22 protein-coding genes, 12 tRNA genes and 2 rRNA genes (1 of these 36 running past the window's edge) are annotated in these 26,755 nt (G+C 46.1%); 30 read left to right on the forward strand and 6 right to left on the reverse strand.

The genetic code is table 11. From position 1 onward, the window contains the following. From QFZ80_RS35940 to QFZ80_RS36050, 23 genes are all read left to right on the forward strand, one after another. A 23S ribosomal RNA gene (locus QFZ80_RS35940) occupies positions 1 to 2,816 on the forward strand (it extends 102 nt beyond the left edge of the window). A 69-nt stretch (positions 2,817 to 2,885) separates the two neighbouring features. Beyond that, positions 2,886 to 3,002 (forward strand): 5S ribosomal RNA (rrf, locus tag QFZ80_RS35945). A gap of 5 nt (positions 3,003 to 3,007) precedes the next feature. After that, a tRNA-Asn gene (locus tag QFZ80_RS35950) sits at positions 3,008 to 3,083 on the forward strand. Between the two features lie 2 nt (positions 3,084 to 3,085). Then, positions 3,086 to 3,161, forward strand: a tRNA-Thr gene (locus QFZ80_RS35955). Positions 3,162 to 3,178: 17 nt separating this feature from the next. Continuing rightward, positions 3,179 to 3,253, forward strand: a tRNA-Glu gene (locus QFZ80_RS35960). 18 nt (positions 3,254 to 3,271) lie between these two features. Continuing rightward, positions 3,272 to 3,347, forward strand: a tRNA-Val gene (locus QFZ80_RS35965). A gap of 12 nt (positions 3,348 to 3,359) precedes the next feature. After that, a tRNA-Thr gene (locus QFZ80_RS35970) sits at positions 3,360 to 3,432 on the forward strand. A gap of 8 nt (positions 3,433 to 3,440) precedes the next feature. Then, positions 3,441 to 3,512: transfer RNA gene (locus QFZ80_RS35975), tRNA-Gln, on the forward strand. A gap of 10 nt (positions 3,513 to 3,522) precedes the next feature. Next, positions 3,523 to 3,595: transfer RNA gene (locus QFZ80_RS35980), tRNA-Lys, on the forward strand. Between the two features lie 19 nt (positions 3,596 to 3,614). Beyond that, a tRNA-Leu gene (locus QFZ80_RS35985) sits at positions 3,615 to 3,694 on the forward strand. Positions 3,695 to 3,733: 39 nt separating this feature from the next. Beyond that, positions 3,734 to 3,808 (forward strand) — tRNA-Gly (locus tag QFZ80_RS35990). A 9-nt stretch (positions 3,809 to 3,817) separates the two neighbouring features. Further along, positions 3,818 to 3,894 (forward strand) — tRNA-Arg (locus QFZ80_RS35995). A 23-nt stretch (positions 3,895 to 3,917) separates the two neighbouring features. Further along, positions 3,918 to 3,991: transfer RNA gene (locus QFZ80_RS36000), tRNA-Pro, on the forward strand. 7 nt (positions 3,992 to 3,998) lie between these two features. Then, positions 3,999 to 4,069: transfer RNA gene (locus QFZ80_RS36005), tRNA-Gly, on the forward strand. Between the two features lie 289 nt (positions 4,070 to 4,358). Further along, entirely contained in the window at positions 4,359 to 7,145 is a 2,787-nt protein-coding gene (ppc, locus tag QFZ80_RS36010; RefSeq protein WP_307563411.1) for a phosphoenolpyruvate carboxylase, read from the forward strand. Between the two features lie 121 nt (positions 7,146 to 7,266). Beyond that, a complete protein-coding gene (locus QFZ80_RS36015; RefSeq protein ID WP_307563413.1) occupies positions 7,267 to 8,136 on the forward strand; it encodes a DMT family transporter in 870 nt (289 codons plus the stop codon). Positions 8,137 to 8,228: 92 nt separating this feature from the next. Continuing rightward, the gene (gene sigW / locus QFZ80_RS36020; protein ID WP_307550476.1) at positions 8,229 to 8,825 is read left to right on the forward strand and encodes an RNA polymerase sigma factor SigW; all 597 of its coding nucleotides are present in this window, start codon (positions 8,229 to 8,231) and stop codon (positions 8,823 to 8,825) included. Between the two features lie 69 nt (positions 8,826 to 8,894). Continuing rightward, positions 8,895 to 9,500: a zf-HC2 domain-containing protein gene (locus tag QFZ80_RS36025; RefSeq protein ID WP_307550474.1), complete on the forward strand. Its 606-nt coding sequence runs from the start codon at positions 8,895 to 8,897 to the stop codon at positions 9,498 to 9,500. Between the two features lie 187 nt (positions 9,501 to 9,687). Beyond that, a complete protein-coding gene (gene cdaA, locus QFZ80_RS36030; RefSeq protein WP_307550472.1) occupies positions 9,688 to 10,503 on the forward strand; it encodes a diadenylate cyclase CdaA in 816 nt (271 codons plus the stop codon). Then, positions 10,496 to 11,740, forward strand: coding sequence for a CdaR family protein (locus tag QFZ80_RS36035; protein WP_307550470.1), 1,245 nt, complete (start codon positions 10,496 to 10,498; stop codon positions 11,738 to 11,740). Before cdaA ends, QFZ80_RS36035 begins: the two co-directional genes overlap by 8 nt. 30 nt (positions 11,741 to 11,770) lie before the next feature. After that, positions 11,771 to 13,111 carry a phosphoglucosamine mutase gene (glmM, locus tag QFZ80_RS36040; RefSeq protein WP_173193434.1) on the forward strand — a complete coding sequence of 447 codons (1,341 nt, stop codon included), beginning with the start codon at positions 11,771 to 11,773 and terminating at the stop codon, positions 13,109 to 13,111. A 472-nt stretch (positions 13,112 to 13,583) separates the two neighbouring features. Beyond that, on the forward strand, positions 13,584 to 15,413 hold the full coding sequence (gene glmS / locus QFZ80_RS36045) for a glutamine--fructose-6-phosphate transaminase (isomerizing) (protein WP_307550468.1): 1,830 nt from the start codon (positions 13,584 to 13,586) through the stop codon (positions 15,411 to 15,413). A gap of 205 nt (positions 15,414 to 15,618) precedes the next feature. Continuing rightward, positions 15,619 to 15,984, forward strand: a complete 366-nt coding sequence (locus tag QFZ80_RS36050) for a helix-turn-helix domain-containing protein (RefSeq protein ID WP_307550466.1) — start codon at positions 15,619 to 15,621, stop codon at positions 15,982 to 15,984. 227 nt (positions 15,985 to 16,211) lie between these two features. On the opposite strand, the gene QFZ80_RS39240 is transcribed toward QFZ80_RS36050, so the two are convergent. After that, complete coding sequence (locus QFZ80_RS39240) at positions 16,212 to 16,328, reverse strand: IS3 family transposase (RefSeq protein WP_307437938.1); 117 nt, start codon at positions 16,326 to 16,328, stop codon at positions 16,212 to 16,214. 164 nt (positions 16,329 to 16,492) lie between these two features. On the opposite strand from QFZ80_RS39240, the gene QFZ80_RS36055 reads away from it, so the two are divergent. From QFZ80_RS36055 to QFZ80_RS36075, 6 genes are all read left to right on the forward strand, one after another. Further along, positions 16,493 to 16,675 (forward strand): hypothetical protein, encoded by a 183-nt coding sequence (locus QFZ80_RS36055; RefSeq protein ID WP_307550465.1) that lies wholly within the window; start codon positions 16,493 to 16,495, stop codon positions 16,673 to 16,675. 8 nt (positions 16,676 to 16,683) lie between these two features. Next, positions 16,684 to 16,791, forward strand: coding sequence for a hypothetical protein (locus tag QFZ80_RS39245; protein ID WP_373460320.1), 108 nt, complete (start codon positions 16,684 to 16,686; stop codon positions 16,789 to 16,791). Positions 16,792 to 17,006: 215 nt separating this feature from the next. Next, positions 17,007 to 17,888, forward strand: a complete 882-nt coding sequence (locus QFZ80_RS36060; RefSeq protein WP_307550463.1) for a LysR family transcriptional regulator — start codon at positions 17,007 to 17,009, stop codon at positions 17,886 to 17,888. Between the two features lie 7 nt (positions 17,889 to 17,895). Continuing rightward, positions 17,896 to 18,240: a hypothetical protein gene (locus QFZ80_RS36065; RefSeq protein WP_307550461.1), complete on the forward strand. Its 345-nt coding sequence runs from the start codon at positions 17,896 to 17,898 to the stop codon at positions 18,238 to 18,240. A 144-nt stretch (positions 18,241 to 18,384) separates the two neighbouring features. Then, positions 18,385 to 19,260 carry a LysR family transcriptional regulator gene (locus QFZ80_RS36070; protein ID WP_307550459.1) on the forward strand — a complete coding sequence of 292 codons (876 nt, stop codon included), beginning with the start codon at positions 18,385 to 18,387 and terminating at the stop codon, positions 19,258 to 19,260. Positions 19,261 to 19,365: 105 nt separating this feature from the next. Continuing rightward, a complete protein-coding gene (locus QFZ80_RS36075) occupies positions 19,366 to 19,698 on the forward strand; it encodes a hypothetical protein (protein WP_307563416.1) in 333 nt (110 codons plus the stop codon). Positions 19,699 to 20,492: 794 nt separating this feature from the next. Here the strand turns inward: QFZ80_RS36075 and QFZ80_RS36080 are convergent. The 5 genes from QFZ80_RS36080 to QFZ80_RS36100 form a co-directional block, all read right to left on the reverse strand. Beyond that, positions 20,493 to 21,299: an SDR family oxidoreductase gene (locus QFZ80_RS36080; protein ID WP_307550455.1), complete on the reverse strand. Its 807-nt coding sequence runs from the start codon at positions 21,297 to 21,299 to the stop codon at positions 20,493 to 20,495. Positions 21,300 to 21,393: 94 nt separating this feature from the next. Further along, positions 21,394 to 22,200, reverse strand: coding sequence for an SDR family oxidoreductase (locus QFZ80_RS36085; protein WP_307550453.1), 807 nt, complete (start codon positions 22,198 to 22,200; stop codon positions 21,394 to 21,396). 55 nt (positions 22,201 to 22,255) lie between these two features. Then, the gene (locus QFZ80_RS36090) at positions 22,256 to 22,657 is read right to left on the reverse strand and encodes a GlcG/HbpS family heme-binding protein (protein ID WP_307437955.1); all 402 of its coding nucleotides are present in this window, start codon (positions 22,655 to 22,657) and stop codon (positions 22,256 to 22,258) included. 421 nt (positions 22,658 to 23,078) lie between these two features. Further along, positions 23,079 to 23,468 carry a hypothetical protein gene (locus QFZ80_RS36095; RefSeq protein ID WP_307550451.1) on the reverse strand — a complete coding sequence of 130 codons (390 nt, stop codon included), beginning with the start codon at positions 23,466 to 23,468 and terminating at the stop codon, positions 23,079 to 23,081. Between the two features lie 238 nt (positions 23,469 to 23,706). After that, a complete protein-coding gene (locus QFZ80_RS36100; protein WP_307437957.1) occupies positions 23,707 to 24,339 on the reverse strand; it encodes an acetate uptake transporter family protein in 633 nt (210 codons plus the stop codon). Between the two features lie 964 nt (positions 24,340 to 25,303). Between QFZ80_RS36100 and QFZ80_RS36105 the strand changes: the two genes are divergently transcribed. Then, positions 25,304 to 26,206 (forward strand): DMT family transporter, encoded by a 903-nt coding sequence (locus tag QFZ80_RS36105; RefSeq protein WP_307550449.1) that lies wholly within the window; start codon positions 25,304 to 25,306, stop codon positions 26,204 to 26,206. Positions 26,207 to 26,755: the final 549 nt, after the last annotated feature.

Raw genomic sequence — 26,755 nt, forward strand, 5'->3', positions numbered from 1 at the left:
TCCGGGGATGTCCGAATGGGGGAACCCAACTGTGGTAATGCGCAGTTACTCTATTGTGAATACATAGCAATAGTAGAGGCATACCCAGGGAACTGAAACATCTAAGTACCTGGAGGAAAAGAAAACAAAAGTGATTCCGTCAGTAGCGGCGAGCGAAAGCGGAATAGCCCAAACCAAGGAGCTTGCTCCTTGGGGTTGTAGGACCTCGTTGTGGGGTTAGTTCGGTAGGCGAAGTGATCTGGAAAGGTCCGGCATAGAGGGTAAAAGCCCCGTAGCCAAAATCGAACGAAACCCCTAGAGGTATCCTGAGTACGGCGGGTCACGTGAAACCCCGTCGGAATCCGGCAGGACCATCTGCCAAGGCTAAATACTCCCTAGTGACCGATAGTGAAGCAGTACCGTGAGGGAAAGGTGAAAAGCACCGCGGAAGCGGAGTGAAAAAGAACCTGAAACCGTGTGCTTACAAGAAGTCAGAGCCCTCTATATGGGTGATGGCGTGCCTTTTGTAGAATGAACCGGCGAGTTACGTTCCCGTGCGAGGTTAAGTTGAAAAGACGGAGCCGCAGCGAAAGCGAGTCTGAATAGGGCGCTTTAGTACGTGGACGTAGACCCGAAACCGTGTGATCTACCCCTGTCCAGGGTGAAGGTGAGGTAACACTCACTGGAGGCCCGAACCCACGCATGTTGAAAAATGCGGGGATGAGGTGGGGGTAGCGGAGAAATTCCAATCGAACTCGGAGATAGCTGGTTCTCCCCGAAATAGCTTTAGGGCTAGCCTCGGATGTTGAGTTGTGGAGGTAAAGCACTGATTGGGTGCGGGGCCCGCCAAGGGTTACCAAGTCCAGTCAAACTCTGAATGCCACAAACTTAAATCCGGGAGTCAGACAGTGAGTGCTAAGATCCATTGTCAAAAGGGAAACAGCCCAGACCATCAGCTAAGGTCCCCAAGTGTGTGTTAAGTGGGAAAGGATGTGGAGTTGCACAGACAACCAGGATGTTGGCTTAGAAGCAGCCACCATTGAAAGAGTGCGTAATAGCTCACTGGTCGAGTGACTCTGCGCCGAAAATGTAACGGGGCTAAACACGCCACCGAAGCTATGGCTTGCACTTTAGTGCATGGGTAGGGGAGCGTTGTATGTACGTAGAATTCTGACCGTAAGGACAGGTGGAGCGCATACAAGTGAGAATGCCGGTATAAGTAACGAAAAGATCAGTGAGAATCTGATCCGCCGAAAACCTAAGGGTTCCTGAGGAAGGCTCGTCCGCTCAGGGTAAGTCGGGACCTAAGGCGAGGCCGAAAGGCGTAGTCGATGGACAACAGGTGGAAATTCCTGTACCACCGTAGCCGTTATGAGCAATGGAGTGACGCAGAAGGATAGTGACGCGAGCTGATGGATGCTCGTCCAAGCAGTGAGGCTGATGTGTAGGCAAATCCGCACATCGTTAAGGCTGGGCTGTGATGGGGAGGGAAATTTAAGTACCGAAGGTCATGAGTTCACACTGCCAAGAAAAGCTTCTAGCCAGGCGAAGGTGCCCGTACCGCAAACCGACACAGGTGGGTGAGAAGAGAATTCTAAGGCGCGCGGAAGAACTCTCGTTAAGGAACTCGGCAAAATGACCCCGTAACTTCGGGAGAAGGGGTGCCTCGGTAGGGTGAATAGCCCGAGGGGGCCGCAGTGAAAAGGCCCAAGCGACTGTTTAGCAAAAACACAGGTCTGTGCGAAGCCGCAAGGCGAAGTATACGGGCTGACGCCTGCCCGGTGCTGGAAGGTTAAGAGGAGTGGTTAGGGCGCAAGCCCGAAGCTATGAATTGAAGCCCCAGTAAACGGCGGCCGTAACTATAACGGTCCTAAGGTAGCGAAATTCCTTGTCAGGTAAATTCTGACCCGCACGAATGGCGTAACGACTTGGGCGCTGTCTCAACGAGAGATCCGGTGAAATTTTAATACCTGTGAAGATGCAGGTTACCCGCGACAAGACGGAAAGACCCCATGGAGCTTTACTGCAGCTTGATATTGGACTTTGGTACGATCTGTACAGGATAGGTGGGAGCCTTTGAAGCCTGAGCGCCAGCTTGGGTGGAGGCATCGTTGGGATACCACCCTGATCGTATCGGAGTTCTAACCTGGTACCGTGATCCGGTATGGGGACAGTGTCAGGTGGGCAGTTTGACTGGGGCGGTCGCCTCCTAAAATGTAACGGAGGCGTTTAAAGGTTCCCTCAGAATGGTTGGAAATCATTCGCAGAGTGCAAAGGCATAAGGGAGCTTGACTGCGAGACCTACAAGTCGAGCAGGGACGAAAGTCGGACTTAGTGATCCGGTGGTACCGAATGGAAGGGCCATCGCTCAACGGATAAAAGCTACCCTGGGGATAACAGGCTTATCTCCCCCAAGAGTCCACATCGACGGGGAGGTTTGGCACCTCGATGTCGGCTCATCGCATCCTGGGGCTGAAGTAGGTCCCAAGGGTTGGGCTGTTCGCCCATTAAAGCGGTACGCGAGCTGGGTTCAGAACGTCGTGAGACAGTTCGGTCCCTATCTGTCGCGGGCGTAGGAAATTTGAGAGGAGCTGTCCTTAGTACGAGAGGACCGGGATGGACGTACCGCTGGTGTACCAGTTGTCTCGCCAGAGGCATCGCTGGGTAGCTATGTACGGAGGGGATAAGCGCTGAAAGCATCTAAGCGCGAAGCCCCCCTCAAGATGAGATTTCCCAGTATGTAAGACCCCTTGTAGACGACGAGGTTGATAGGTTCGAGGTGGAAGTGCAGCAATGCATGCAGCTGACGAATACTAATCGGTCGAGGGCTTAACCAAAATTCCTAAGTAATCTTACTTTACGCAAGTTTCGTATCTAGTTTTCAAGGCGCAAACACGCTTTGACTGTTTGGTGATGATGGCGGAGGGGACCCACGCGTTCCCATCTCGAACACGACCGTTAAGCCCTCCAGCGTCGATGGTACTTGAACCGCAGGGTTCTGGGAGAGTAGAACGTTGCCAAGCAGTTTTCCCTGATAGCTCAGTTGGTAGAGCACTCGACTGTTAATCGAGTTGTCACAGGTTCGAGTCCTGTTCGGGGAGCCAATGCTTCCATAGCTCAGTCGGTAGAGTGCATCCATGGTAAGGATGAGGTCACCGGTTCGATTCCGGTTGGAAGCTCCAGTTAATTTTATGATTAAGGCCCGTTGGTCAAGTGGTTAAGACACCTCCCTTTCACGGAGGTAACAGGGGTTCGAGTCCCCTACGGGTCACCAATAATCTTCATATCCCATGGAGGCTTAGCTCAGCTGGGAGAGCATCTGCCTTACAAGCAGAGGGTCGGCGGTTCGATCCCGTCAGCCTCCACCATTAACTTCATACGCCGTTGTAGCTCAACTGGTAGAGCAACTGACTTGTAATCAGTAGGTTGGGGGTTCAAGTCCTCTCGACGGCATGTTCTGATGGGGATTAGCCAAGCGGTAAGGCAACGGACTTTGACTCCGTCATGCCAAGGTTCAAATCCTTGATCCCCAGTTCTTCACTTGAGTCATTAGCTCAGTTGGTAGAGCACCTGACTTTTAATCAGGGTGTCGTAGGTTCGAATCCTACATGACTCACTTGCCTTATTTACAGCATGCGCGTATGGCGGAATTGGCAGACGCACTAGACTTAGGATCTAGCGGGTGACCGTGGGGGTTCAAGTCCCTCTACGCGCATCAAATCCTCAGCAGTATTTATACTCCTGAGGTACCCATGCGGAAGTGGCTCAGCGGTAGAGCATCGCCTTGCCAAGGCGAGGGTCGCGGGTTCGATCCCCGTCTTCCGCTCCATTTAATTAAGCGCCCTTAGCTCAGCTGGATAGAGTATTTGACTACGAATCAAAAGGTCGGGAGTTCGAATCTCTCAGGGCGCGCCATCTTTCATATGTTATTACCTTATCGGGACGTAGCTCAGCTTGGTAGAGCACCTGCTTTGGGAGCAGGGGGTCGCATGTTCAAATCGTGTCGTCCCGATAGACACGCGGGCGTAGTTTAATGGTAGAACTTCAGCCTTCCAAGCTGATCGCGCGGGTTCGATTCCCGCCGCCCGCTTTCAGAAAAAAAGATCACCTTCGGGTGGTCTTTTTTCATTTGAAGTGGAATATAAAGAACTCATCGAATTGGAATGAGGAGAACTAACAGGGGCTCGTTCTGTGAATTTGTATAGGTTGCAAATGACGTAATACATAAATTACCACGCTCTAGCGTGGCTTTTTTTTATTTTAATACTATGTGCCGAGGGCGGATTGTGGTAAAATATTCTGAAATGAGTTTTTATAGCATCTGGCTTTTGTAGAGAGAAGCATTAATGCAACATAGTGAATAGATGAGGTGGAGAGTTATGTTAGAGAATGATATTGTCCTTCAGAAGCAAGCAACGAATAACCTGCTGCGCAGGGACGTACGCTTCTTGGGCCACATACTAGGTGAAGTTCTGGTTCATCAAGGCGGGAATGATCTGCTTGATGTTGTCGAGAGAATTCGTGAGATGAGTAAGTCTTTAAGAGCACACTATGTAATTGAGATATATGATGAATTCAAGAAAACGATCTCTTCCTTGGATCCGGAAATTCGTCATCAAGTGATTCGCGCATTCGCTATTTACTTCCAACTTGTTAATATTGCTGAGCAGAACCACCGGATCCGTCGTAAAAGAGATTACGAGCGTTCCTCCGGTGAATCCGTGCAGCCAGGTTCCATAGAGAGTATTGTGCAAGAGTTAAAGAACAATCATATTCCTTATGCAGAGGTTCAAGAAATTCTGAAAGCTATCTCTTTGGAACTAGTAATGACAGCACATCCGACAGAAGCTATGCGTAGAGCTGTGCTTGATATTAATCTGCGCATTTCCGAAGATATGATGAAACTCGATAACCCTATGCTGACTTATCGCGAGCGTGAGCAATTGCGTGAGAAGCTTCTTGGAGAGGTTCTTAATCTTTGGCAGACGGACGAGCTTCGTGATCGGAAACCAACGGTTATTGATGAAGTTCGTAATGGTATGTATTATTTTGACGAAACTTTATTTGATGTACTTCCAGAGATCTATCATGAGCTTGAGCGTTGTTTAAATAAATATTACCCACAAGACTCATGGCACGTGCCGTCATTCTTAAAATTCGGCTCATGGATTGGTGGAGACCGTGACGGTAACCCATCGGTCAGAGCGAATGTAACTTGGGAAACACTAGGTTTGCATCGTCAACTGGCTTTGCAGAAGTATGAAGAAGTTCTCAAAGAAACACTTGAGCATATGAGCTTTAGTAAAAGCATTGTGAACGTTAGTGACGATCTAATTGAATCTATTCAATGTGACCGTGAGGCTATGGGAAATATACAGGACGTTTGGCGTAATGAGAAGGAACCATATCGCATTAAGACGACTTATATGATTGAGAAGGTTCATAACACTGGCAATCCGAATGTTCCTACAAGCCAGAAATACAACAATCCCGAAGAGTTTATTAGTGATTTGAAAATCATCGAGGTTAGCTTGAGGATGCATTTTGCTGACTATGTAGCTGATAAATATATTAAAAAGCTTATTCGTCAGGTTGAGCTGTTCGGCTTCCACTTGGCTGCACTGGATATCAGACAGCACAGTAAAGAACATGAGAACGCGATGACTGAGGTTTTGGCGAAAATGGGCATCACGAGTGATTACAGTAAGCTATCGGAAGAGGAGAAAATCAGTCTCTTAACGGATGTACTGAATGATCCAAGACCAATTACATCTACGTATTTAGATTACTCTGAAAGCACACAAGAGTGTATAGATGTTTATCGTACTGTGGGCAAAGCACAGAAGGAATTCGGTCGCAACTGTATTAATAGTTATCTCATCAGTATGACGCAAGGAGCAAGTGACCTCTTGGAGGTTGTAGTCTTTGCGAAAGAGGCTGGATTATATCGCAAAGAGAGCGATGGCAGCGTGACAAGTACGCTTCAGTCAGTACCTCTTTTTGAGACGATTGATGACCTGCATGCGGCTCCTGGCATTATGAGCACGTTGTTAGCGATCCCTGCTTACAAAGCTAGCCTTGACCCTGTGACACAGCTTCATGAGATTATGCTGGGTTACTCAGACAGTAATAAGGACGGCGGAGTGATTACAGCGAACTGGGAGCTTCGTATGGCGCTCCAGGATATTACGGAAGCTGCTAAACAATATGGCGTGAAACTGAAGTTTTTCCATGGCCGTGGCGGAGCACTTGGTCGTGGCGGTATGCCGCTTAACCGCAGCATTCTGGCTCAGCCGGTTGAAACGCTTGGTGGCGGCATTAAGATTACGGAGCAAGGCGAAGTATTATCCTCCCGTTATTCCTTGCAAGGTATTGCTTACCGCAGCTTGGAGCAAGCAACTTTTGCCTTAATTACGGCATCCAAATTATCCCGTTCTCCGCAAAGAAATCCACTGGAAGACAAGTGGGAGAACATTATGCGTGGTATTTCGGAACAAGCTCAGACGAAGTATCAGGATCTCATTTTCCGAGACGAAGACTTCTTGACGTTCTTCAAAGAATCCACACCGCTTCCAGAGATTGGCGAGCTGAATATCGGTTCACGACCATCCAAACGTAAAAACAGCGATAAATTCGAAGATTTGCGTGCGATTCCTTGGGTATTCTCTTGGACCCAAACTAGGTATTTGCTTCCGGCTTGGTACGCGGCAGGTTCGGGTCTCCAAAGCTTTTATCAAGGAAAAGCGGCGAACTTAGAAACTTTGAAAGAAATGTATGAGAATTGGTCGTTCTTCCAGACGATGATTGATAATTTGCAAATGGCTCTTGCCAAAGCAGACCTTCAAATTGCGAAGGAATACGGCAACCTGGTCAAAGAATCTGCAATAGCAGAGCGTATCTTCAATCTCATTAGGGAAGAATATGAACTGACTTCGTCTATTATTTTACAAATTACGGGTCAGCAAGAGATTTTGGATAATGTTCCTGTTATTCAGGAGTCCATTCGTCTGCGTAATCCCTATGTAGATCCGTTGAGCTATATGCAGGTAGAACTGCTTACTGAACTTCGTGCATTACGTGAGAATAACGAGGATGATGCTATCCTGCTTCGTGAAGTGCTGCTTACGATTAACGGAATAGCCGCTGGGCTTAGAAATACGGGCTGATAAAACTTAGAGCGTAAAAGTAAGATACAGGATGATAAAGTCGGGGGCCACGTATAACGTAGGCAGCTCGACTTTTCCTGTCCTTATACATATTGCCCATAGACGGGGGTTGTACATCAACATGGGGCGATGGTTAGCAATGGTCCTTGTCATTATTGGGGCGTCAAGCTATGGCTTGCTTTCCTCTTTTATCAAGATGGCATATGATCAAGGATTTACAGAAGGGCAAATTACACCGGCACAAATGACTATGGGTACTTTGTTTGTATGGATGTTGATTCTTTTTCACAAAAAATCGTGGGTCAATCCCTTTAAGGGTCCTTGGATTAAGCTTGGTTTGATAGGTATTTTTGGATTGGCTTTAACGACGGTCTTTTTCAATATTGCTTTAAAAGAGTTGAATGCTTCTTTATCAATTATTCTTCTGTTTCAGTTCACTTGGATGACAATTGCCATGGATTGTATTGTGAAACGAAGGCTTCCAAAAAAGGCAGAAAGCATAGCGATTGTCTTAATTTTGGTGGGTACATTACTCGCCGTAAATGTGTTTGAGACGAACTGGGAACAATTTAGTTTCCTGGGAATTTTGTATGGATTGTTGTCGGCTTTGACGTACAGCATATTCCTCTTTTTTACTGGACAAGTGATTAGTGCCCTGCCTCCTCTTATGAATTCGGCTATTATGCTTACCGCGGCGATGCCTGTGATGTATATCCTGTATCCTCCGACGGTCTTTGTACATGAGAATGGAAGTACGCTGCTGTTATGGGGACTTTTGTTGGGCTTCTTGGGGCAGGTTGTACCTACGGTATCATTTAATATAGGAATTCCGCGAATCGGTAGTACTCTTTCCGCTATGCTTGGATCGGTTGAACTGCCAGTGGCCGTTATTGCTGCTCATCTACTTATAGGAGAGCCGGTAAATGGGTTACAATGGTTAGGGATGGGACTGATCATAGGAGGCATAATTATTTCTGAAAACAAATCATAATTTCTACGTATGTATAGCAGAGAGACTTTAATCCTACGATTAAAGGTCCCTATATTAAGATTCGAATTGTCGAGAAGCCGGAGGAAATAGAATTGAACTTTGTAGAAGCACGTCTGGCTAAGCTGGCCAGGAATGGGGATCGGAATGCTTTTGCAGAGCTTGTGGAGCTCTATAAGGACAAGATCTTTCATTTGGCTTACCGTATGCTGAATAATAAGCAAGAAGCCGAGGATGCTGTGCAGGAGACGTTCTTGCGGGTATATACCAATCTGCACCGATACGATGAGAATCAGAAGTTTTCGACTTGGATTTTCCGTATAGGGACGAATCTGTGTATCGATAAGCTGCGTCGAAGAAAGAACACTTACTCGCTTGATGCGGAGATGCCAGATGGAGAGGGCAATGATTATTATGCCATGCTCCCAAGTCATGAGGATACACCTGAGAAGCAAGTGATTGTCTCCGAAACACAGGAACAGATACGCCAGGCTATTGAAACGTTACCTGAAAAATATAAATCCGTTGTGATTCTGAGATATCTGCACGATATGTCTTTGCAGGAGATAAGCGACGTACTTGATATGCCAGTTACAACGATCAAAACACGTGTACACCGTGGGCGGGAGTACTTGCGTAAAAGGTTAGAGCAGGAGGATCAAGTTGGCTACACAAATCCTGTTCATATGTGAAACATATTTGGAATTCAAACGTATGGTATACCACAACATGCAAAAGTCTAAGAAAGGGGTGGCTGAATCATGAATTGTAAAGAAGCCCTCCCGCTCATACATGAATATCTCGACGGTGATTTGCAAGGATCCGATTCTCAGCGATTGAAGGAGCATTTGATATCCTGCCAAGCATGTCATGCGCTCTTCAGACAATTGGAGAAAACGGATGCGATGGTTAGAATGCTGCCTCCCGTTAGAGTATCTGAAACGTTAACTGCACAAATCATGAGCGGACTGCCTCCAGTGAAGAAGCGCAATTCCTGGATGGACTTCATTCGCAAGCATCCTGCTGTATCGGTAGCTGTTGTTTTCGCTACTGTCATGTTCGGAAGCTTCATGTCCATGTGGAATGATGATACGAATTTGATGGTGAAGGGAAGTAACCTTCAGGACGTTGTGATTGAGGGTAATACAGTTACTGTACCGCAAGGGCATACGGTAAAAGGTGATCTTGTTGTTCAGCGGGGGAAACTGAAAGTTGAAGGCGAAGTAACAGGAAACTTAATCGTTATTGATGGTTCTCTCAATCTAGCGTCAACCGCGCATATCTCTGGGCACGTCACGCAAGTCGATGAAGCATTGGGCTGGGTTTGGTATAAATTAGGCGAGTTCGTGGGAATGCTCTCGCATTAGCTTGAAACGTCTTCCAAATGGCTTTCTGCCAGAGGAGGACTTTTTTTGTCTTCCTATACGAATAAAATGAACCAAACTCGATTTGATAACGTCTTGTGAAGAGAGAAAAATAGAAGTATATCTGGGTTTATGTTATGATTCTATTATAGAGAGATCATTGTGTTCAGTCGCTGGGGGAGAATAATAAATGGACTTACTCACGAGCATCTCGGCTAAGGATATCGTTGATATTCTGATCGTTAGCTATGTGATTTATAAACTAATCCTGTTGGTGCGAGGGACAAGGGCTATTCAACTTATGAAGGGTATCCTTGTTGTCGTCATTACATGGGTATTTAGTATTTGGTTTCAGCTCAGTACGCTGCAATGGATGATGAACCAGACCTTTACGTTCGGGGTTCTTGGGGTCATTATTATTTTTCAACCGGAGCTAAGGCGGGCATTGGAGCAGTTGGGCCGGGGGAAACTATTCAGCCGATCTTCTACGGAAGAAGATCAAGATGTTAATAAGCGGATTAGTGAAGTGATACGTGCTGCGAATTATTTGGCCAAAAGAAAGATAGGGGCCTTGATTGTTTTCGAGAAAGAGACTGGTCTAACTGATTATGTCGAGTCCGGTATTGCGATAGAGAGTAAGATCAGCGCGGAGCTGTTGATTAATATTTTCATACCGAATACGCCGCTTCACGATGGCGCTGTAATCATTCGACAAGGCCAATTAATGGCTGCTGGTTGTTATTTACCCTTGTCTGAGAATCCCTTTATCAGTAAAGAGCTTGGTACACGGCATCGTGCGGCCATTGGGATGAGTGAGGTTTCAGATGGGATGTGTATCATTGTTTCGGAAGAGACCGGGCAAATCTCGCTCACAATAAATGGTCATATCGTACGGGACATTAAAGAGGAATCTTTGATTGCCAAATTGTTCGAAGAACTGAAGCCGAAGGCGAAAACAAATGAGAAGAACCCTTTCTTGAAATGGAGGGGGCGTTCGAATGGATAAATGGTTACGCAATACGAATGTGGTGCGGATTGTTGCGCTTGTTATCGGTATTTTGCTATGGGTTGTTGTTCACATGGAAGAAACCAATCTATCCGGAAATTCTCCTCTTCGCGAGCGGGAGGAAACCATAAATAATGTAGCTATTACGACAAAATATGATGAAACTCATTACCACATTTCGTCCATGACTCCTGCCAACGTACAGGTTATTGTGAAAGGGAAGGAATCATCGGTTAAGAAAGTGACGACCAGCAATTCCTATCAAATTGAACTCGATTTGACGCAAGTGGGCAAGGGAGATCATCAAGTTACGCTTAAACCAGTTGGTTTTCCTTCAGACGTGGAAGTTCAAATTGTTCCTAGAACCGTGCATGTGATTATCGAAGAGCTGCAGATGAAAGAAGTGCCAGTCGTCATTAATGTCAAAGGAACACCGGCAGCTGGTCTAAAAGCTGGACAACCGATTATAAAGCCAGCCAAGGTGTATATTACAGCGCAGACTAGCAAGCTAGAGCAGATCGAGAATGTTCGCGGCGAGGTTTCGGTAGATAAGGCCCAGGCAGCAATTACGAAGCAAGTGAGACTGCAAGCTTTTGATAAAGATGGCAAAGAAGTCATACTAAATATCAATCCTTCTGTGGTCGATGTAGAAGTGCCAATCACGAGCCCGTTCCAAACCATACCACTGCAGATGAAGATTAGTGGAGAGCCGCCGAAAGGATTCGCGATAGCGATGGTTACCCAAAATCCGGACAAGGTAACCGTCTACGGTACACAAGATGTTGTAGATCGCCTAGAGTTTTATCAGGGTCCGCAGCTGAGTGTTCAGGATCTCAAGGAAACAAAGGAGTTTGCACTGGACATTCCCTTGAGGAATAAAGTAACTCAACTGGATCCTGCCAAAGTTACAGTTCGCGTGGAAATTGTTCCTTCCATTACGAAGGCTTTGGAAAATGTACCGATCACGATTATTGGTCAAAATGAAAGCTATGATACCAAAGTTACACTGCCGGAGACGGCTCAGCTAAACATTACGGTAGAGGGCGCTCCTGCACTTATTGATCAAATGAAAGTGCAGGATGTACAGGCGATCCTGGATGTTAGTAATTTGCCGCCAGGCAAGCATGAGCTGAAGGTGACATTAAATCTGCCTACCTATGTGAAGCTCGGTATGCCGCAAGAAGTCAAGGCAACTGTAGAAATCAGCGAGAAAGCACCTAAAGTAACAAATCCATAATGGGTTATAGAAAAAGAGGAGAATATAAACATGGGGAAATATTTTGGTACAGATGGTGTGCGAGGAGTCGCTAATGGCGAACTGACACCAGAATTAGCTTATAAAGTAGGCCGCTGTGGCGGATACGTATTAACGAGACAGGCTAAGCATCCGAAGGTCGTTATCGGGAGAGATACACGGATCTCGGGTCCAATGTTGGAAGCTTCACTCGTAGCAGGTTTGCTATCGATTGGCGTTGAGGTTATTCGCATCGGCGTCGTCAGCACACCGGCGGTAGCTTATTTAACGAAAAAGCTTGGAGCAGATGCAGGCGTTATGATTTCGGCTTCGCATAATCCGGTTGAGGATAACGGGATTAAGTTTTTTGGGGGCGACGGCTTCAAACTGCTAGACGAGACGGAGCTTGAAATTGAGCAGCTGCTTGACGCGGCTGTGGATGAATTACCTCGCCCAGTTGGTGGCGAGATTGGTACGGTTTCCGATGAGCCAGATGCGAAGTTCGCCTATCTGGCTTTCTTGAAGGAGACGGTATCCGAGTCTTTCGCCGGGTACAAGGTCGTTTTGGACTGCGCGAACGGCTCAGCCTTCGAGCTGGCTCCTACGGTCTTCCGCGAGCTAGGAGCGGAAGTTATCACCATCGGCGCTGAGCCGAACGGTCGCAATATCAACGATCATTGCGGCTCCACGCATCCTGAGAAGCTTCGCGCAGAAGTGGTGAAACATGGCGCAGCCATTGGTCTTGCTTTTGACGGCGACGCGGATCGTCTGATCGCGATCGATGAGACTGGTGAAGAAGTCGACGGCGACTTCATCCTTAGCATTCTGGGCGATGCGCTGAATCGCACAGGGAAGCTGAACCACGGCACGATTGTGACGACGGTGATGGCGAACATTGGCTTTTTCAAAGGGATTGAAAAAGCGGGTCTTAAAGCTCTGCAAACCGCAGTAGGCGATCGCTACGTGATGGAAGAGATGCGTAAAGGCGGTTATAACTTAGGCGGAGAGCAGTCGGGGCATGTTATCTTCCTCGATTACATCTCGACCGGAGATGGGATTCTGACGGCCTTACAGCTGGTGAACACCATTGTCCAATCGGGGCGCAAGCTTAGTGAGTTAAAAGGAATTATGCGTAAGTTCCCGCAGCTGTTGGTTAATATTCGCGTTGCGGATAAAAGCAAGCTCAAGGACAACGCTGTGATTGAGGAAGCCATTCGAAAAGTGGAGGAAGAACTCGGAGATAACGGCCGCGTGCTGGTGCGACCTTCGGGAACGGAATCGTTAATTCGTGTTATGGCTGAAGGTCCTGACAAAGAGCAAGTTGAAGCTTATGTTCATGATATTGCTAAGGTTATCCAAGAGCAATTAGTATAAAAGGCAGAGACAAGTGGATCCCCCTTTCGTGCTTATTGCTAATTGGGGGATTTTCCAAGAAAAAAGAAGTTGCGCGTTCGCGCTAAAATGAATATGATGTATTTGACTCAAGAAGGAAAGGCAGGATAGAGGTTAATTAAGCAACAAATAGCGCCAGAACTCGCAAGCGGGACGGAAATGTAGTGAGATTGCTACTACTACGCGCAGTGAGTTGACGAGGTGAAGGTGTTCGAAACATTCGGCGGGGACCTTCCGGCATGAGGAGTGCCGTTAAGTTGGAGAGCAAAAACGTTTGGGCGACCAGGCTGACAAGTATCCAACATCTATTTAATTAATAATATGAACGTAATGATCGTCCTATATATGTTTATTTGATTTGCCGTTTTTCTTGTCTAGCTAATTGTTTGTTGAACCAGGATCTTTGAAAAATAGCCCTTTTAGAAGAGGCTTATAAAACTATGGAGGTACTACTATGTGCGGAATTGTTGGTTATATTGGAAAGCGTAATTCTCAAGAAATTTTATTGGAAGGGCTCAAAAAGCTCGAATATAGAGGCTATGACTCTGCAGGTGTAGCTGTGTATACGGCTGATGGTTTACAAATTAAGAAGGCAAAAGGCCGCATCGCTAATCTTGAATCCAAGCTGGATGAGACTCCACTGAACGGAAGCGTTGGAATCGGACATACGCGTTGGGCAACACATGGTAAGCCTTCGGATGTGAACTCTCATCCTCATACGGATAATTCGATGAAATTTTCGGTTGTGCACAACGGCATTATCGAAAATTATATTAGTCTCAAAGAAGAGTTGACTGCGAAAGGTCATCAATTTGTATCTGAAACGGACACAGAAGTTATTTCTCACTTAATCGCTGATTTGTACGAAGGAGATATCCTAAAAGCTGTCCAAAAAGCGGTAAAGCATATGACAGGTGCATTTGCTCTAGGCGTACTGACAGAATATGAACCGGATCGCCTTGTAGCTGTGCGCCAGGCTAGTCCTTTGATCATCGGTATTGGCGAAGGCGAGAATTTCATTGGTTCGGATATCCCTGCTATTCTTGAATATACGCGAAATGTGTTTATTTTAAATGATGGCGAAATGGCGCTCTTGACGCGTGACGGTGTCGAATTAATGACTTTAGAGGGGAATTTTATTTCCAGGGAAATGTTTCATGTCGATTGGGATATTGTAACTGCTGAAAAAGCCGGATTTGATCACTTTATGTTGAAAGAAATCTATGACCAACCTAAAGCTTACCGCGACACAATGGGCAGCCGTATTTCCCCTGATGGTCTTAGCGTGACGTTGAACGAGCTTACGATTACAGCTGATGCGATTCGCAACATTAACCGTGTTCATATTGTTGCTTGTGGTACAGCCTTTCATGCGGGTATGGTTGGTAAGTATGTTATTGAGAAATTGGCGCGCATTCCGGTGGAAACGGATGTTGCCTCTGAATATCGTTATCGTTCACCGATTATTACGAAAGATACGCTTGTCATCGTAGTTAGCCAGTCTGGTGAGACTGCGGATACGCTTGCTGCGCTTCGTGAAGCTAAACGTTGTGGTGCGCATGTTCTGGCTATTACGAATGTGGTAGGAAGCTCAGTAGCACGTGAAGCAGATGATGTGATCACAACTTGGGCGGGACTAGAAATTGCAGTAGCATCTACGAAGGGTTATACATCACAGTTAATTGCTTTCTATTTGCTCGGCTTGCACCTAGCTCAAACGCTAGGAACGCAAACATCTGATGAAATTAAAGAAGCTATCACAGCCTTGAAAGAGCTGCCGGCTCAAGTGGAAGAAATTTTGGCGCAAGCGGAAGCCATTAAAGCAGTCGCTGAGGAGATGGCTAAACATGATAATCTCTTCTTCATCGGAAGAGGCTTGGATTATGCTGTGGCCATGGAAGGATCTTTGAAGCTGAAAGAGATTTCTTACATTCACTCAGAAGCTTATGCAGCAGGTGAATTAAAGCACGGTACACTAGCGCTAATCGAGGATGGTGTTCCGGTGATTGCGTTGGCTACTCAGCATGAGCTGCTTGAGAAAACCGTGAGCAATATCAAAGAAGTGAAAGCGCGCGGCGCTAATGTACTTGGGATTGCCGTAGAAGGTGAGCTGGAGCTGCAGAAGTCTGTAGACAGCACCTTCGTTATTCCGAAGACGCTGGATGTTCTATCACCAGCGTTGGCGGTAATACCGCTACAGCTGCTTTCGTATTACGCTTCGTTGGCGCGTGGTAATGATGTTGATAAGCCTCGTAATTTGGCGAAGAGTGTGACGGTGGAGTAGGTTTAAATTATTTTGAAACTGCTTGTCTGGTGAAATAAAAGTGTGGAACCAGTAACAAAAGTGTGGAACCAGTAACAAAAGTATGGAACTGGTAACAAAAGTGTGGAACCGCAATAATAACTTCTTGTTTAAACTAACAACTTTCATTCAAGTGGCCCGATCAATAAGATGTTCGGGCCACTATTATTTAATTGGATGTGAAATCATGATAAATATTGGCCCCAATATTCGTAGATTACGAAAATTAAATAATATGAATCAAGTGGAGTTTTCGAGTAGAATAGGCATCTCTCAAGGGAATCTAAGTGAGATTGAGCAAGGAAATTGCAATCCATCTTTTGATACCTTATTAGCAATAAAGAAACAATTTAATTGTAATATAGATGATTTAATAATAATTGAGAATGATTTAATTAAATCTAATGTTTCTTCTGTTCTATCAGAAGGAGAGTTAAGCATGATTTCTAACTATAGGTTGTTAGATGGGTTTGATCAAAAAGAAATCGATGAAATCATTAAAATAAAGATTTCTTTAAATAAAGGTAAAATCAGATCTGATATTAAGTCGTGAACACTTAGTTAGTCCCGGTGAGCTATTACAGCCATCGGGACTATTTTTTTTAAGTGTAGAATAACGAACTGTCTTTAAGCTTAACGGGAGACATTAGCTTAATACCAAACTCACGACGGCAGCCGGGCATGAACTGCACCCTCTCAAGTAGACAGTACAAAAAATAAAATCAATTAAGCGGCCTTAGTCCTGTTTTCCATCGGGCTGAGGCCGTTTTTCGCTTGTAATCATTCGTTGTTGTAAAAGCGGATATAGGCCTCAATGTCCCGCTTGAGCTCCTCAAAGGTATGGTACGTGTGTAAATAGTATTTCTCGCATTTTAGGGTCCCCCAGAAAGATTCCATGGACCGTTAGCGATGCACCGCCCAACTAGGGACATGCTCTGAGACAACGAAATGAACAACAAAAATGGACTTTACAACAAAGTAATGACAAGCAGATCGTGGTATCGTTTACGATAGAATCAAAATGATGATATCAAGACAAACTCAGATTGGAATTTGCTCTCTTGTTAAAGGTTATTCAGAGTATTAGCAGGCAACCAGAAACAGCCGAAGCGGCTGAGGAGACGATCTTCCAGCTTAAGCACCAAACTCTGAATTTCATATTGTTCTTCTATTCCGATCATTACGATTTTGAAGAGGTGTCGGTGCATCGTTTCATCATCACTTCCCGGATACGCAATGTATAGGGTACGTAATGGCGGGAGGAATCTCCAAAGAAGGATTTACCGATCGCAGTATCGTTGCCATCGGGCTATCCTCCCTAGATCTGCAATTAAATGTGGCTGTGATCGAGGAAATTTGAACGATTCCGATGCGGTACATGACGTGTTATTTCTTATAATGTTTACAAAGTCCAGCAATCACACGAAAAACAGCGAACCGGCCAAGCTGAGATTTCTTGAATAGGACCGGCCAGCCAGGCGAATATATAGGTGAAGTCAATTCTAAGGGGTGCACATTGCTCTCAATGAGGCAGTATTTTTTGTTTGAAATATCTTTGCAGCGGGGGGATACACTATGGAATTGCGCCAGCTTGAATATTTTATTCAAATATGCAAATCGGGAAGTTTCAGCAAAGCTAAAGAAGAATTAGGTGTGACTCAGCCTACACTAAGTCAGCAAATTCGGGTTTTGGAAGATGAGTATAATATTCCATTGTTTGATCGGGTAAGTAAGGGAGTTGAAGTAACGGAAGCGGGAAAAATTCTCTTGAATAAGGGAAACGCTATTATGAATCTTCTTGAAGAGGCGCGAAATGAAATATATGGCCGAAACAATATATCTGGAGAAACAACTTCTATTGGATGTTGTCCTGCTGAACTTGAATATCTTGCTCCTTATTTCATGAGATTTCGCGAGAAGTACCCGAATATTATATTAAAAATTATCGATGCAAAGGATGCAGAGAATAAAGTTTTGGAGCAAAGGGTAGACATTGGAATCACTGCAAATCCGATTTCTGATGCTTCGGTCATTTCGACTCATTTGTATAGACAAGATATGGCGCTATTGATTCACTCAGAACATCCTTTAGCCGATAAATCTTCGATTCCTTTTCGATCCTTGAAGCAAATGAATTCGGTCATGTTTCGTAAAGAAAACAAATCATTAATTGATATGTATTGTTTCTCTTGTGGGTTTACCTTGAAGTCGATAATAGAAACGTCCTCCACTTCAGCATTGATTCATTGGGTTCGTCATGGACTTGGAGCAGCTCTTATACCAACATCTTTGCTCGAAAGTCTAAGGGACGATTCTTTGCGTATTGTAAGATTAGAAGGCCATGTTCCTTGTTGGGATATATCTCTTGTATATCTTAAATCCGTTACTATGAGGTCTACTGCACGTATATTCATTAAAGAGATGAATTCATATGTCCAAGCGGTGAAATGCGTTTAACGAAGATGTGGCGGCTAAAACGAGGCAGCTGAGCGATTATACGGACGTCCGTCTGCAGTCTCCGCAAGAGATCGGTTTGATGCTGGGCGTTTCTGAGTACACTCGGAAGTATTTAGGCGAATATTTGACCAACTATGAGAAGCTCAAAGTTTCCAGTTTCGTCAACGGCATTAATGGGATAGCTTCTAGCCAGAGCCATGCGATCGCTGTCACCAAATATACGGATAATTATGTCATCTTGAATAATCGGACCGGGAACCTGGATTTTTTCCGATCGGAATTTTTCATGACGGAAGAGCTGCTGAATACGATCATCTCCCGCTTTAACGAAGATCGCAGCGAGCTGGTTTAGGTACATACCGTAAAGGATTTCGATCAAAAGAATCTGTATATCATTCCGCTGCACGCATATTCATTCAAGAGATGAATTCATATGTAAGTACAGGACGATCATATTAAACAGTACGATCTATTGGGAAAAGGAGGTAAATCTTTCGTGTTCAGGCAACTAGAATGTTACGTTCAAATTTGCAAAGAAGGAAGCTTTACTAAGGCTGCAGAAGTTTTAATGATCTCTCAATCTAATTTAAGTCAACAGATTCGATTTTTAGAGAGAGAAGTTGGAACTCCATTGTTCGCGAGAGTTGGTAGAGGGGTAAAGATTACAGCTGCTGGTGAAATACTTTACGAAAAAGCTCTTTTCATGATGAGGCTCATTGAAGAATCGAAGAAAGAAACTTACGAGTTACGCAATGCTCGAACAAATAATCTTTTAATAGGCATCTCGCCTATGGCCTTTTTTTGTTTAATACCCCGTTTTTTGGAATTCCATGAACAGTATCCTGATATCACATTAAATTTTACCAGTGCAGAGGATACATCACAGCAATTATTGAATAGTAGTATCGATATTGGCATTACCGACAAACATGAACCAAACAAAGAAATTCATATGATGCACCTATATAAAGAAGAACAAGCATTGGTCGTTTATGCGGATCACCCATGGGCAGATCGAACCGTTATTTCTTTTCACGAGCTAGAAGATTTAGAATCTGCCTTATTTGTTAATGATATAAGTTTAATCGAGCAACTTCATAAATTAAGCCATAAGATCGCCAAATCTTTGCAATCAAAGTTTAAGTCAACTTCCACGGAAATTCTTCTTTTTATGGTACTGCATAAGATGGGGGTAGCTATTTTACCTGCTTATTTAATTGAAAGCAGCCTTTTTGGTCAGCAATTAAAAATGATCCGACTCGTAGATCCAACGCCTGTTCGTGAGATCAAGCTTATTTTTAAAAAGCATCATTACAATAATCCTTCGGTTCAAACATGTATCGATTTCTTTTTAGAACAATCGAAAAAGTAAGCAGACTATGGCCATCGCAAATAGGGCAATTATGAAGCTTAAACGCTTCTTTCTTCGATTTACCCTTCAACCCATATTGAAAAAAAGACTAACTACTAGCTGTCGATGATCATCGACTGGTCGGGTGGCCAATCGCTGGTGCTGTTCGGGCAGCTGGAGCAGCTGGACCTACCTTTACGATCCTGCCGCACGTACGAGGAGCTGCATCAGGCAGCTCTCGATACGTTGGCAGCGCTGGAACACTGGTTCTCCCAAGAGCGCGTGAAGTCGAACAACAGCCTGGCCGAGAATATGCTCTCCTTTATTCATGATAATAATAACAAGGACATCAGCCTGTTCAGCTTAGGCTTGTTCGTCCGCCACTCCGACCTGTTATCGAGCGAATATCAGCAGCGTATGGCAAGACGAGTTGAATGGGTAAATCGCGTTGGCGGTTAATTGAACTAACGTTCTCCGTCGTATTATGAGGTCAACCGGTTTTTACTGGTTGACCATTTTTGTCTTGGTCGTGTATTTCTTAGTAGCCAGGGCCGATCGGATGTTCACCTGAGTCTGTGACCCGTCGTTAAAACTATTAAGTCTCGCATAATAAGCAATGTTGCGGAACTATATGGAAGGCTTAGAGGTTTCGGCTAGTCAATAGGTTTTTATTAGAATTGATCATCTCAAACACAGAATCATTTTGACGTTCGAACATGTTACCGATCAACAACAAAAAACCCCGTAAATAAATACGGGGCTGTTATTTTCACTTTACATCGGAAAAGCTTTCTTCATAAACACATACGCGGCTACGTCCCTGCTGCTTCAGTGGCAAGCCCGGTCCCCCTGCGTTATATCCGTAGGTATAACCGTGAATGCCTCACCGCCCTACCTAGTCATGCGATGCAATGTACGCGATATTCTAGCAAATTCAAATTTATTCTAAACATAGCACCCACTCGTAATTAGAGAATGGTTAACCGGAGCATAACCTGCTTCGAGACATTACTGCTTGTGTAACCAACGAGCGTCCCTCTTCACGAAACAACCCCTACATCGTTTATCGACAGAAGTCTTGTTTTGTGTCTCGATATCGGAAGAGGAGCGGGACTCGATCGCGATTAGGGCCAGCGCGGTCGCGGTGACGCTCAGTGCGGCGTTGTAGATAACCCTAGTGCAGGTCTTGAGCATGGAAAGCGGCAAGAACGGGCGGCACCCACTTGAGGCACCGCTCGGTGGCTAGGTTGAGATCAGATTCGGTTTTCCCAAGCGGCGAGCTGATGGTCCTTCAGCATGTCCTCGACCACCTGGGGGACGACGTTTCGGAACTTGCCTTCGTCGGCGGGGACGATGTCGATCATGCGATCGATCATCTCCTGCGCATCCATCTTGCCTTCAGGCGTGGCGAAGAAATCGTCGAAACCTTTGCGCAGATCGGCGCGCTTTGTGAAGTTGACCTGGTCGTCGAGCCAGCGGAACGGATTGTCTGCCATCGTCTCGTTATAACCCGTGTAATAGGCGCCCGGATTGATGGTCTGGACCTTGATCCCATACTGGGTCAGCTCTTGTTGCATGGCTTCGGCGAATGCCTCCAGCGCATGCTTGGTCGAAACATAGGTGCCCCAGTTGGCGGGGGTGAACAGGCCGCCCATGGACGAAGTGAAGACGACCTTGCCACGCTTGCCCTCGCGCACCCATTTCTGGACAACGCCCTGGGTGAGGGTCAGTGGCAGGAAGACGTTGACCTCGTAATTCTTGCGGACGAGATCGACGGGGATTTCCCAGACCGGGCCGGCTTCGCCCGTGCCCGCATTGTTCCAGAGTACGTCGAAGTCCCAGGACTGCGCCTGCTTGATATCATAAGGGTCGGTCAGGTCGAGCCGCTCGACGCGCAGGTTGGTAAGGCCGAGGGCTGTGGCTTCCTCGCGCAGAGGGGTCACCTGCGAGGATACGTGGACGGTGGCGATGATGTTGTGGCCATTCTTGGCCATGCCGATGGCCGCTGCCTTGCCGAAGCCCGAGCCAGCGCCGGTGATGAGGATGGTTTTAGTGGTCATGATATATACATTCCTTTCACATTCAGATGGGTTGATGGTTGTGCTTGGGTTGGTGGCACCCACTTGAGGCGCCCGTTCGGTGGCTAGGTTGAGATCAGATCCGGTTTTCCCAGGCGGCGAGCTGATGGTCCTTCAGCATGTCCTCGACCACCTGGGGGACGACGTTTCGGAACTTACCTTCGTCGGCGGGGACGATTTCGATCATGCGATCGATCATCTCCTGCGCATCCATCTTGCCTTCAGGCGTGGCGAAGAAATCGTCGAAACCTTTGCGCAGATCGGCGCGCTTTGTGAAGTTGACCTGGTCGTCGAGCCAGCGGAACGGATTGTCCGCCATCGTCTCGTTATAACCCGTGTAATAGGCGCCCGGATTGATGGTCTGGACCTTGATCCCATACTGGGTCAGCTCTTGTTGCATGGCTTCGGCGAATGCCTCCAGCGCATGCTTGGTCGAAACATAGGTGCCCCAGTTGGCGGGGGTGAACAGGCCGCCCATGGACGAAGTGAAGACGACCTTGCCACGCTTGCCCTCGCGAACCCATTTCTGGACAACACCCTGGGTGAGGGTCAGTGGCAGGAAGACGTTGACCTCGTAATTCTTGCGGACGAGATCGACGGGGATTTCCCAGACCGGGCCGGCTTCGCCCATGCCCGCATTGTTCCAGAGTACGTCGAAGTCCCAGGACTGCGCCTGTTTGATATCATAAGGGTCGGTCAGGTCGAGCCGCTCGACGCGCAGGTTGGTAAGGCCGAGTGCTGCGGCTTCCTCGCGCAGCGGGGTCACCTGCGAGGATACGTGGACGGTGGCGATGATGTTGTGGCCATTCTTGGCCATGCCGATGGCTGCTGCCTTGCCGAAGCCCGAGCCAGCGCCGGTGATGAGGATGGTTTTAGTGGTCATGATATATACATTCCTTTCACATTCAGATGGGTTGATGGTTTGCTTGGGTTAGTGTTCAGTTGCCGAGCGCCGCTGCCGCGGCTTGGGCGATGTCGAGGTCCTGAGCTACTGCGCCACCGGATACGCCGACTGCGCCGATCAGGATGCCGCTGGTGTCTAGCAGGGGGAGACCTCCTGCGAAGACCACCAGACCGCCATTGGTCTGCTCCAGGCCGGGCGAGGTGCCGCCGGGTTTGGAAAATTCACCGATAGCCTCGGTGGGCATGCCGAACAGCGCGGCTGTCCGGGCCTTGCCGAGAGCGATGTCGATGGAGCCCAGAAGGGCACCGTCCATCCGGCCAAAGGCCTTCAGGTTCACGCCAGCGTCCAGGACTGCAATATTGACCGGAACGCCTATTTCTGTGGCCCGCGCCTCGCCGGCGGCGATGATCTTGCGGGCTTGATCTGCTGTAATCATCTGTATTCTCCTACCTTTTAGAGTTTTACGATGGCATTCAAAATAACTAGTTATGAAGCCTCTCGCATGTCTTATAATACTAATACCGAAATATATCGATCAATTCTATATTTTCTATACATTCAATCTGTTTAAGCTATAGGGCCGTTCGACTAAATAATATAAGTACTCCCTATATGTTGTTTGATACTTTGTTTACTAATAGAATTAGTTCAAGGTAGGAGGCATATTTATGTGGCCTATATTTTTTCATTATTACTGAGAATGAAATGTTCAAGTTAGGCTGAATCAATCTTTAGAGAATTCCGAGAATGGGAGGGGTTATCGTGAAAACATTGGTACTCGTCGCTCATCCTAATTTGGACATACTCGAGTGAATAAGGTTTGTTTGAGGAAGTAATAAAAGCCCGTTACGCTGAGCTCAAAGGCGTGGTGATGTCGATGGAGCAGCTTCTTCAGTACCCGATCTACTGTTCTCACGGAACAGCCGGGTCCGGATGCCATCACGGAATTGTTCGAAATCGAGGTCGGCAGCGTCGACCTGTTGATCTAATTCGCGCGCAAGGGCCTCGGCGTTTCGTACGTGACCCGGGAATTCAGCTCCACGCAACATGCCATCGTCCCAGGTAGGATTCATGATCATGGGCAACATGCCGCTCTCCACCACAGCGCATAAGTTTATGGAATTGGTCAAATAGCGATGAGTACGCTGAAAAGGCCCGCGATGCGCAAGGATAATTGCAGAGTTTTCAGCCAAAAGGAGATCTGTCTTGCCGTCAGACGTTTCAAAAGTTTTATTAAGTTTTTGCATAAGCAATTCCTATGGCTGTTATAGAGAAAGCCTTATTACTAGTAAGAATACTGACTTTTAGACTTATAATTTGGGATATAGCTTGTTAAAACAATTGAAAGGATTGAGGAGATGAGTAAGTGAGGTATGGTAAATTATAGAATTTCATCCCAGGGGAGGGCCGCTATGTAAGAACATGTAAATCCGCGACATAGAAGATGAGAGCCCACCAGGAAATGGTGGGCTCGTTGTTTAGGTATTATTTGGGGTCTGCTACTGTTACCGTCTGCATCTTTACCCGTGCTAAGCGTGGCAATGGATAGACTACACGACCATACGCCTGATTTACAACCTGTGCTGAACAGAGGTACACTGCAACAACGCCTGAAGCAAGCAGCGCCCATGCAGAAATTTGTTCAAAGCCTTTTGCCAGCACACCAAGATCAGTCAGTGCAATAAACGGAAGGGCAACATCCAGTAATATTACTATAACAGAGAGCAGGCTGAATGATTTAAAAAATGCAGGCGTCCACAGCAACAATATAATTGCCAACACCGACCATGCATAACCGTCAATCCGAGAATCCAAAGGTATACCTGCTGTTATCGCGTCGTATTTGAGCAACATTTCCAGGCCACCCACCAACATGAAGAACGCACTGAAAAATAGAAATGTATTTCCTCCAGTATCATTTTGTCTCTTTAAATCCAAGATGCCGACGATCAACTGTACTACAAAGCCGCCTAGCAGCCAACAGGCGATAAGAGGCAGCGCAGAAGATTCCACGCGACCGGTCAGCAAAGCGAAAAAACATGCGCAGGCAACTGCCAGTGCCACTAGACCCGCGGGTGTAGGATTTGCCCATTCTTTACTTGTTTGATTATTCAGCATACTTTTTCCTCCTAAAATTAAATTGCAGAGTTTTCAGCCAATAGTAGATCTGTCTTGCCGTCAAACATTCAAAGATCCCAACTTTCCATATTTGATTGAACAGGTCCATAAAAATGGACATTCTGTGCTGCTGTCTCAGTCTAATGAAATTTAACTGTACAAACAATATTCTGTTTTCTATACAATGCTTTAAAAAAAACTATACCCTTTAAAAGTTTTATTAAGTTTTTGCATAAGCAATTCCTATGGCTGTTATAGACAAAGCCATATTGAAAAACTGACTTTTAGACTTATAAATAGGGACATTATTACCTCATATCTACTGGTAGTGCACCCCCTGGAATGGACGTTGGAGTAACCATCCTGGTTTATCCGATGAAATTTTTAATGGGTGCATTTTTCTTTTCTAAAAACGGGTATGAGCTAAATGAACAAATAGATCGGACCTTACAGAAAAGCGAAAAGCCCAAATATACGTTAAAGTTAATACATCCGGAATTCATATATGTACAAGGCAAATACGGAAGGAAGTAAAAATATGAATTCCGAAATAGGAGGGGTAATCGTGAAGACTTTGGTACTAGTCGCTCATCCTAATATGGGCAAATCTCGAGTGAACAAGGCACAAATACAATGCCCCATGTCCCTTTAGCTGAGTTTGGACGCTTAAGTAGACGTAACTTGTCAGTCAGCATACGTTCTCCTAAGTAAAGTATCCCTATGAGCAGTGAGAGATGATAGAACAATATAAAAATAACTAAATTATTAATATCGACTCATTTTCAACTTTATAAAATCAATAATTTCTTCCTGAACGGCAGCCTTTAATTTATTGAAATGCAACAATATGTTGGCCTCTTTTGCATTAATGTCCTTAATTCCAAAAGCCTTGCCTTCTGCACTCTTCATTGGATGGAAAATATATTGCTGACTTTATTCGTTTCGTAAGGGGGACAATTACATCATGAAGAAATCAACAGGTGTCCAAACGGCTTTATTGATCGCATACCTCGTCATCGTCTGGGGAGTCAACTGGCCCTTATCCAAATATGCTTTGGCTTACATGCCGCCAGTGCTGTTTTCCGGTATTCGAACCCTGCTGGGTGGACTATTGCTTTTGGGGGTTGCCATTCCGAGATTCAAGAACCTGCAATTCAGGCGAACTTGGCGCATCTATGCGGTTTCCGCCATCCTCAACGTCGTGCTGTATTACGGCTTGCAAACGATCGGACTAGGGTACCTGCCGTCAGGCTTGTTTTCGGCGATCGTCTTTCTTCAGCCGGTACTGGTCGGTTTGTTCTCGTGGTTGTGGCTGGGCGAATCGATGAACGGGCTAAAAATCATTGGTCTCGTTCTAGGATTTGCCGGTGTTGCCGTCATATGCAGCGGCGCGGGAGGTATCTCCGGCCATATCTCTGTCGCGGGGATATTGCTTGCCTTGGGATCAGCGCTCAGCTGGGCGCTTGGCGTCGTGTTCGTCAAAAAATCTAGCGCCGTCGTGGATCCGATATGGCTCGTGACGCTTCAACTGCTGATCGGGGGGGGATTCATGACGGTGCTCGGTACCTGCGTCGAGAACTGGTCCGACGTGGTTTGGAGCGCCGGCTTCATAGGGAGCCTGTTTTTCATATCTGTCTTCGTCATCGCCTTGGGCTGGCTCGTGTTCTATCGGTTGATTGGCTCCGGAGAGGCGAGCAAAGTAGCGTCGTTTACGTTCCTGATCCCTCTTGTGGCTATCCTCACAGGCTGCCTTATCTTCAGCGAACCGTTTACGGTTTCGCTGTTCGCGGGACTCGTTCTGATCCTGCTCAGCATCTATTTCGTGAGCCGGCAGCCATCTCGGCAAGCAGCCCGTATGGTTGCGTGATAAATGGCGGGGAAACAATAATACATTTGATAAAACGAACGGAAAACAATTAAGACACAACGGCAGCTGACAAAACGATCGGCTGCCGTTTCTCAATTAACGGGCAGATTACGCTGGTCGTGCAATAAACCCAATAACCAAAAGAAAATTGGGAGGGAGTGTGTTTGTTATCGAAGTTCCCCGAGCAAAAGCTTTCGATGTTGCCTACACAACGTTTCTTCAAATGAACTAAATCGTCTGTCTGAAAACCCAATCCCTGGAGGTAAAAAGATTGCTGGATGAAATTCAGCAATCACTCATGGAATATGGTTATTTGGCTTAACAACATCGTGGAGCAATAGGTTTCTCAACTCCCGCGGTATCCCCTTGCATACCTTCAAAACTTGAATGCAAACATAGTATGTTGGTTATTCCGGCTCTAGAAAAAAAGACTTAGCAATTGATTAAAAAAGGCGCATAGGATGAAATGGGAATATAACCTACTAGTAGTGCACCCCCTGGAATGGACGTTGGAGTAACCATCCTGGTTTATCCGATGAAATTCTAGTG

The sequence above is a fragment of the Paenibacillus sp. V4I7 genome (genome assembly GCF_030817275.1).
Lineage (GTDB): Bacteria > Bacillota > Bacilli > Paenibacillales > NBRC-103111 > Paenibacillus_E.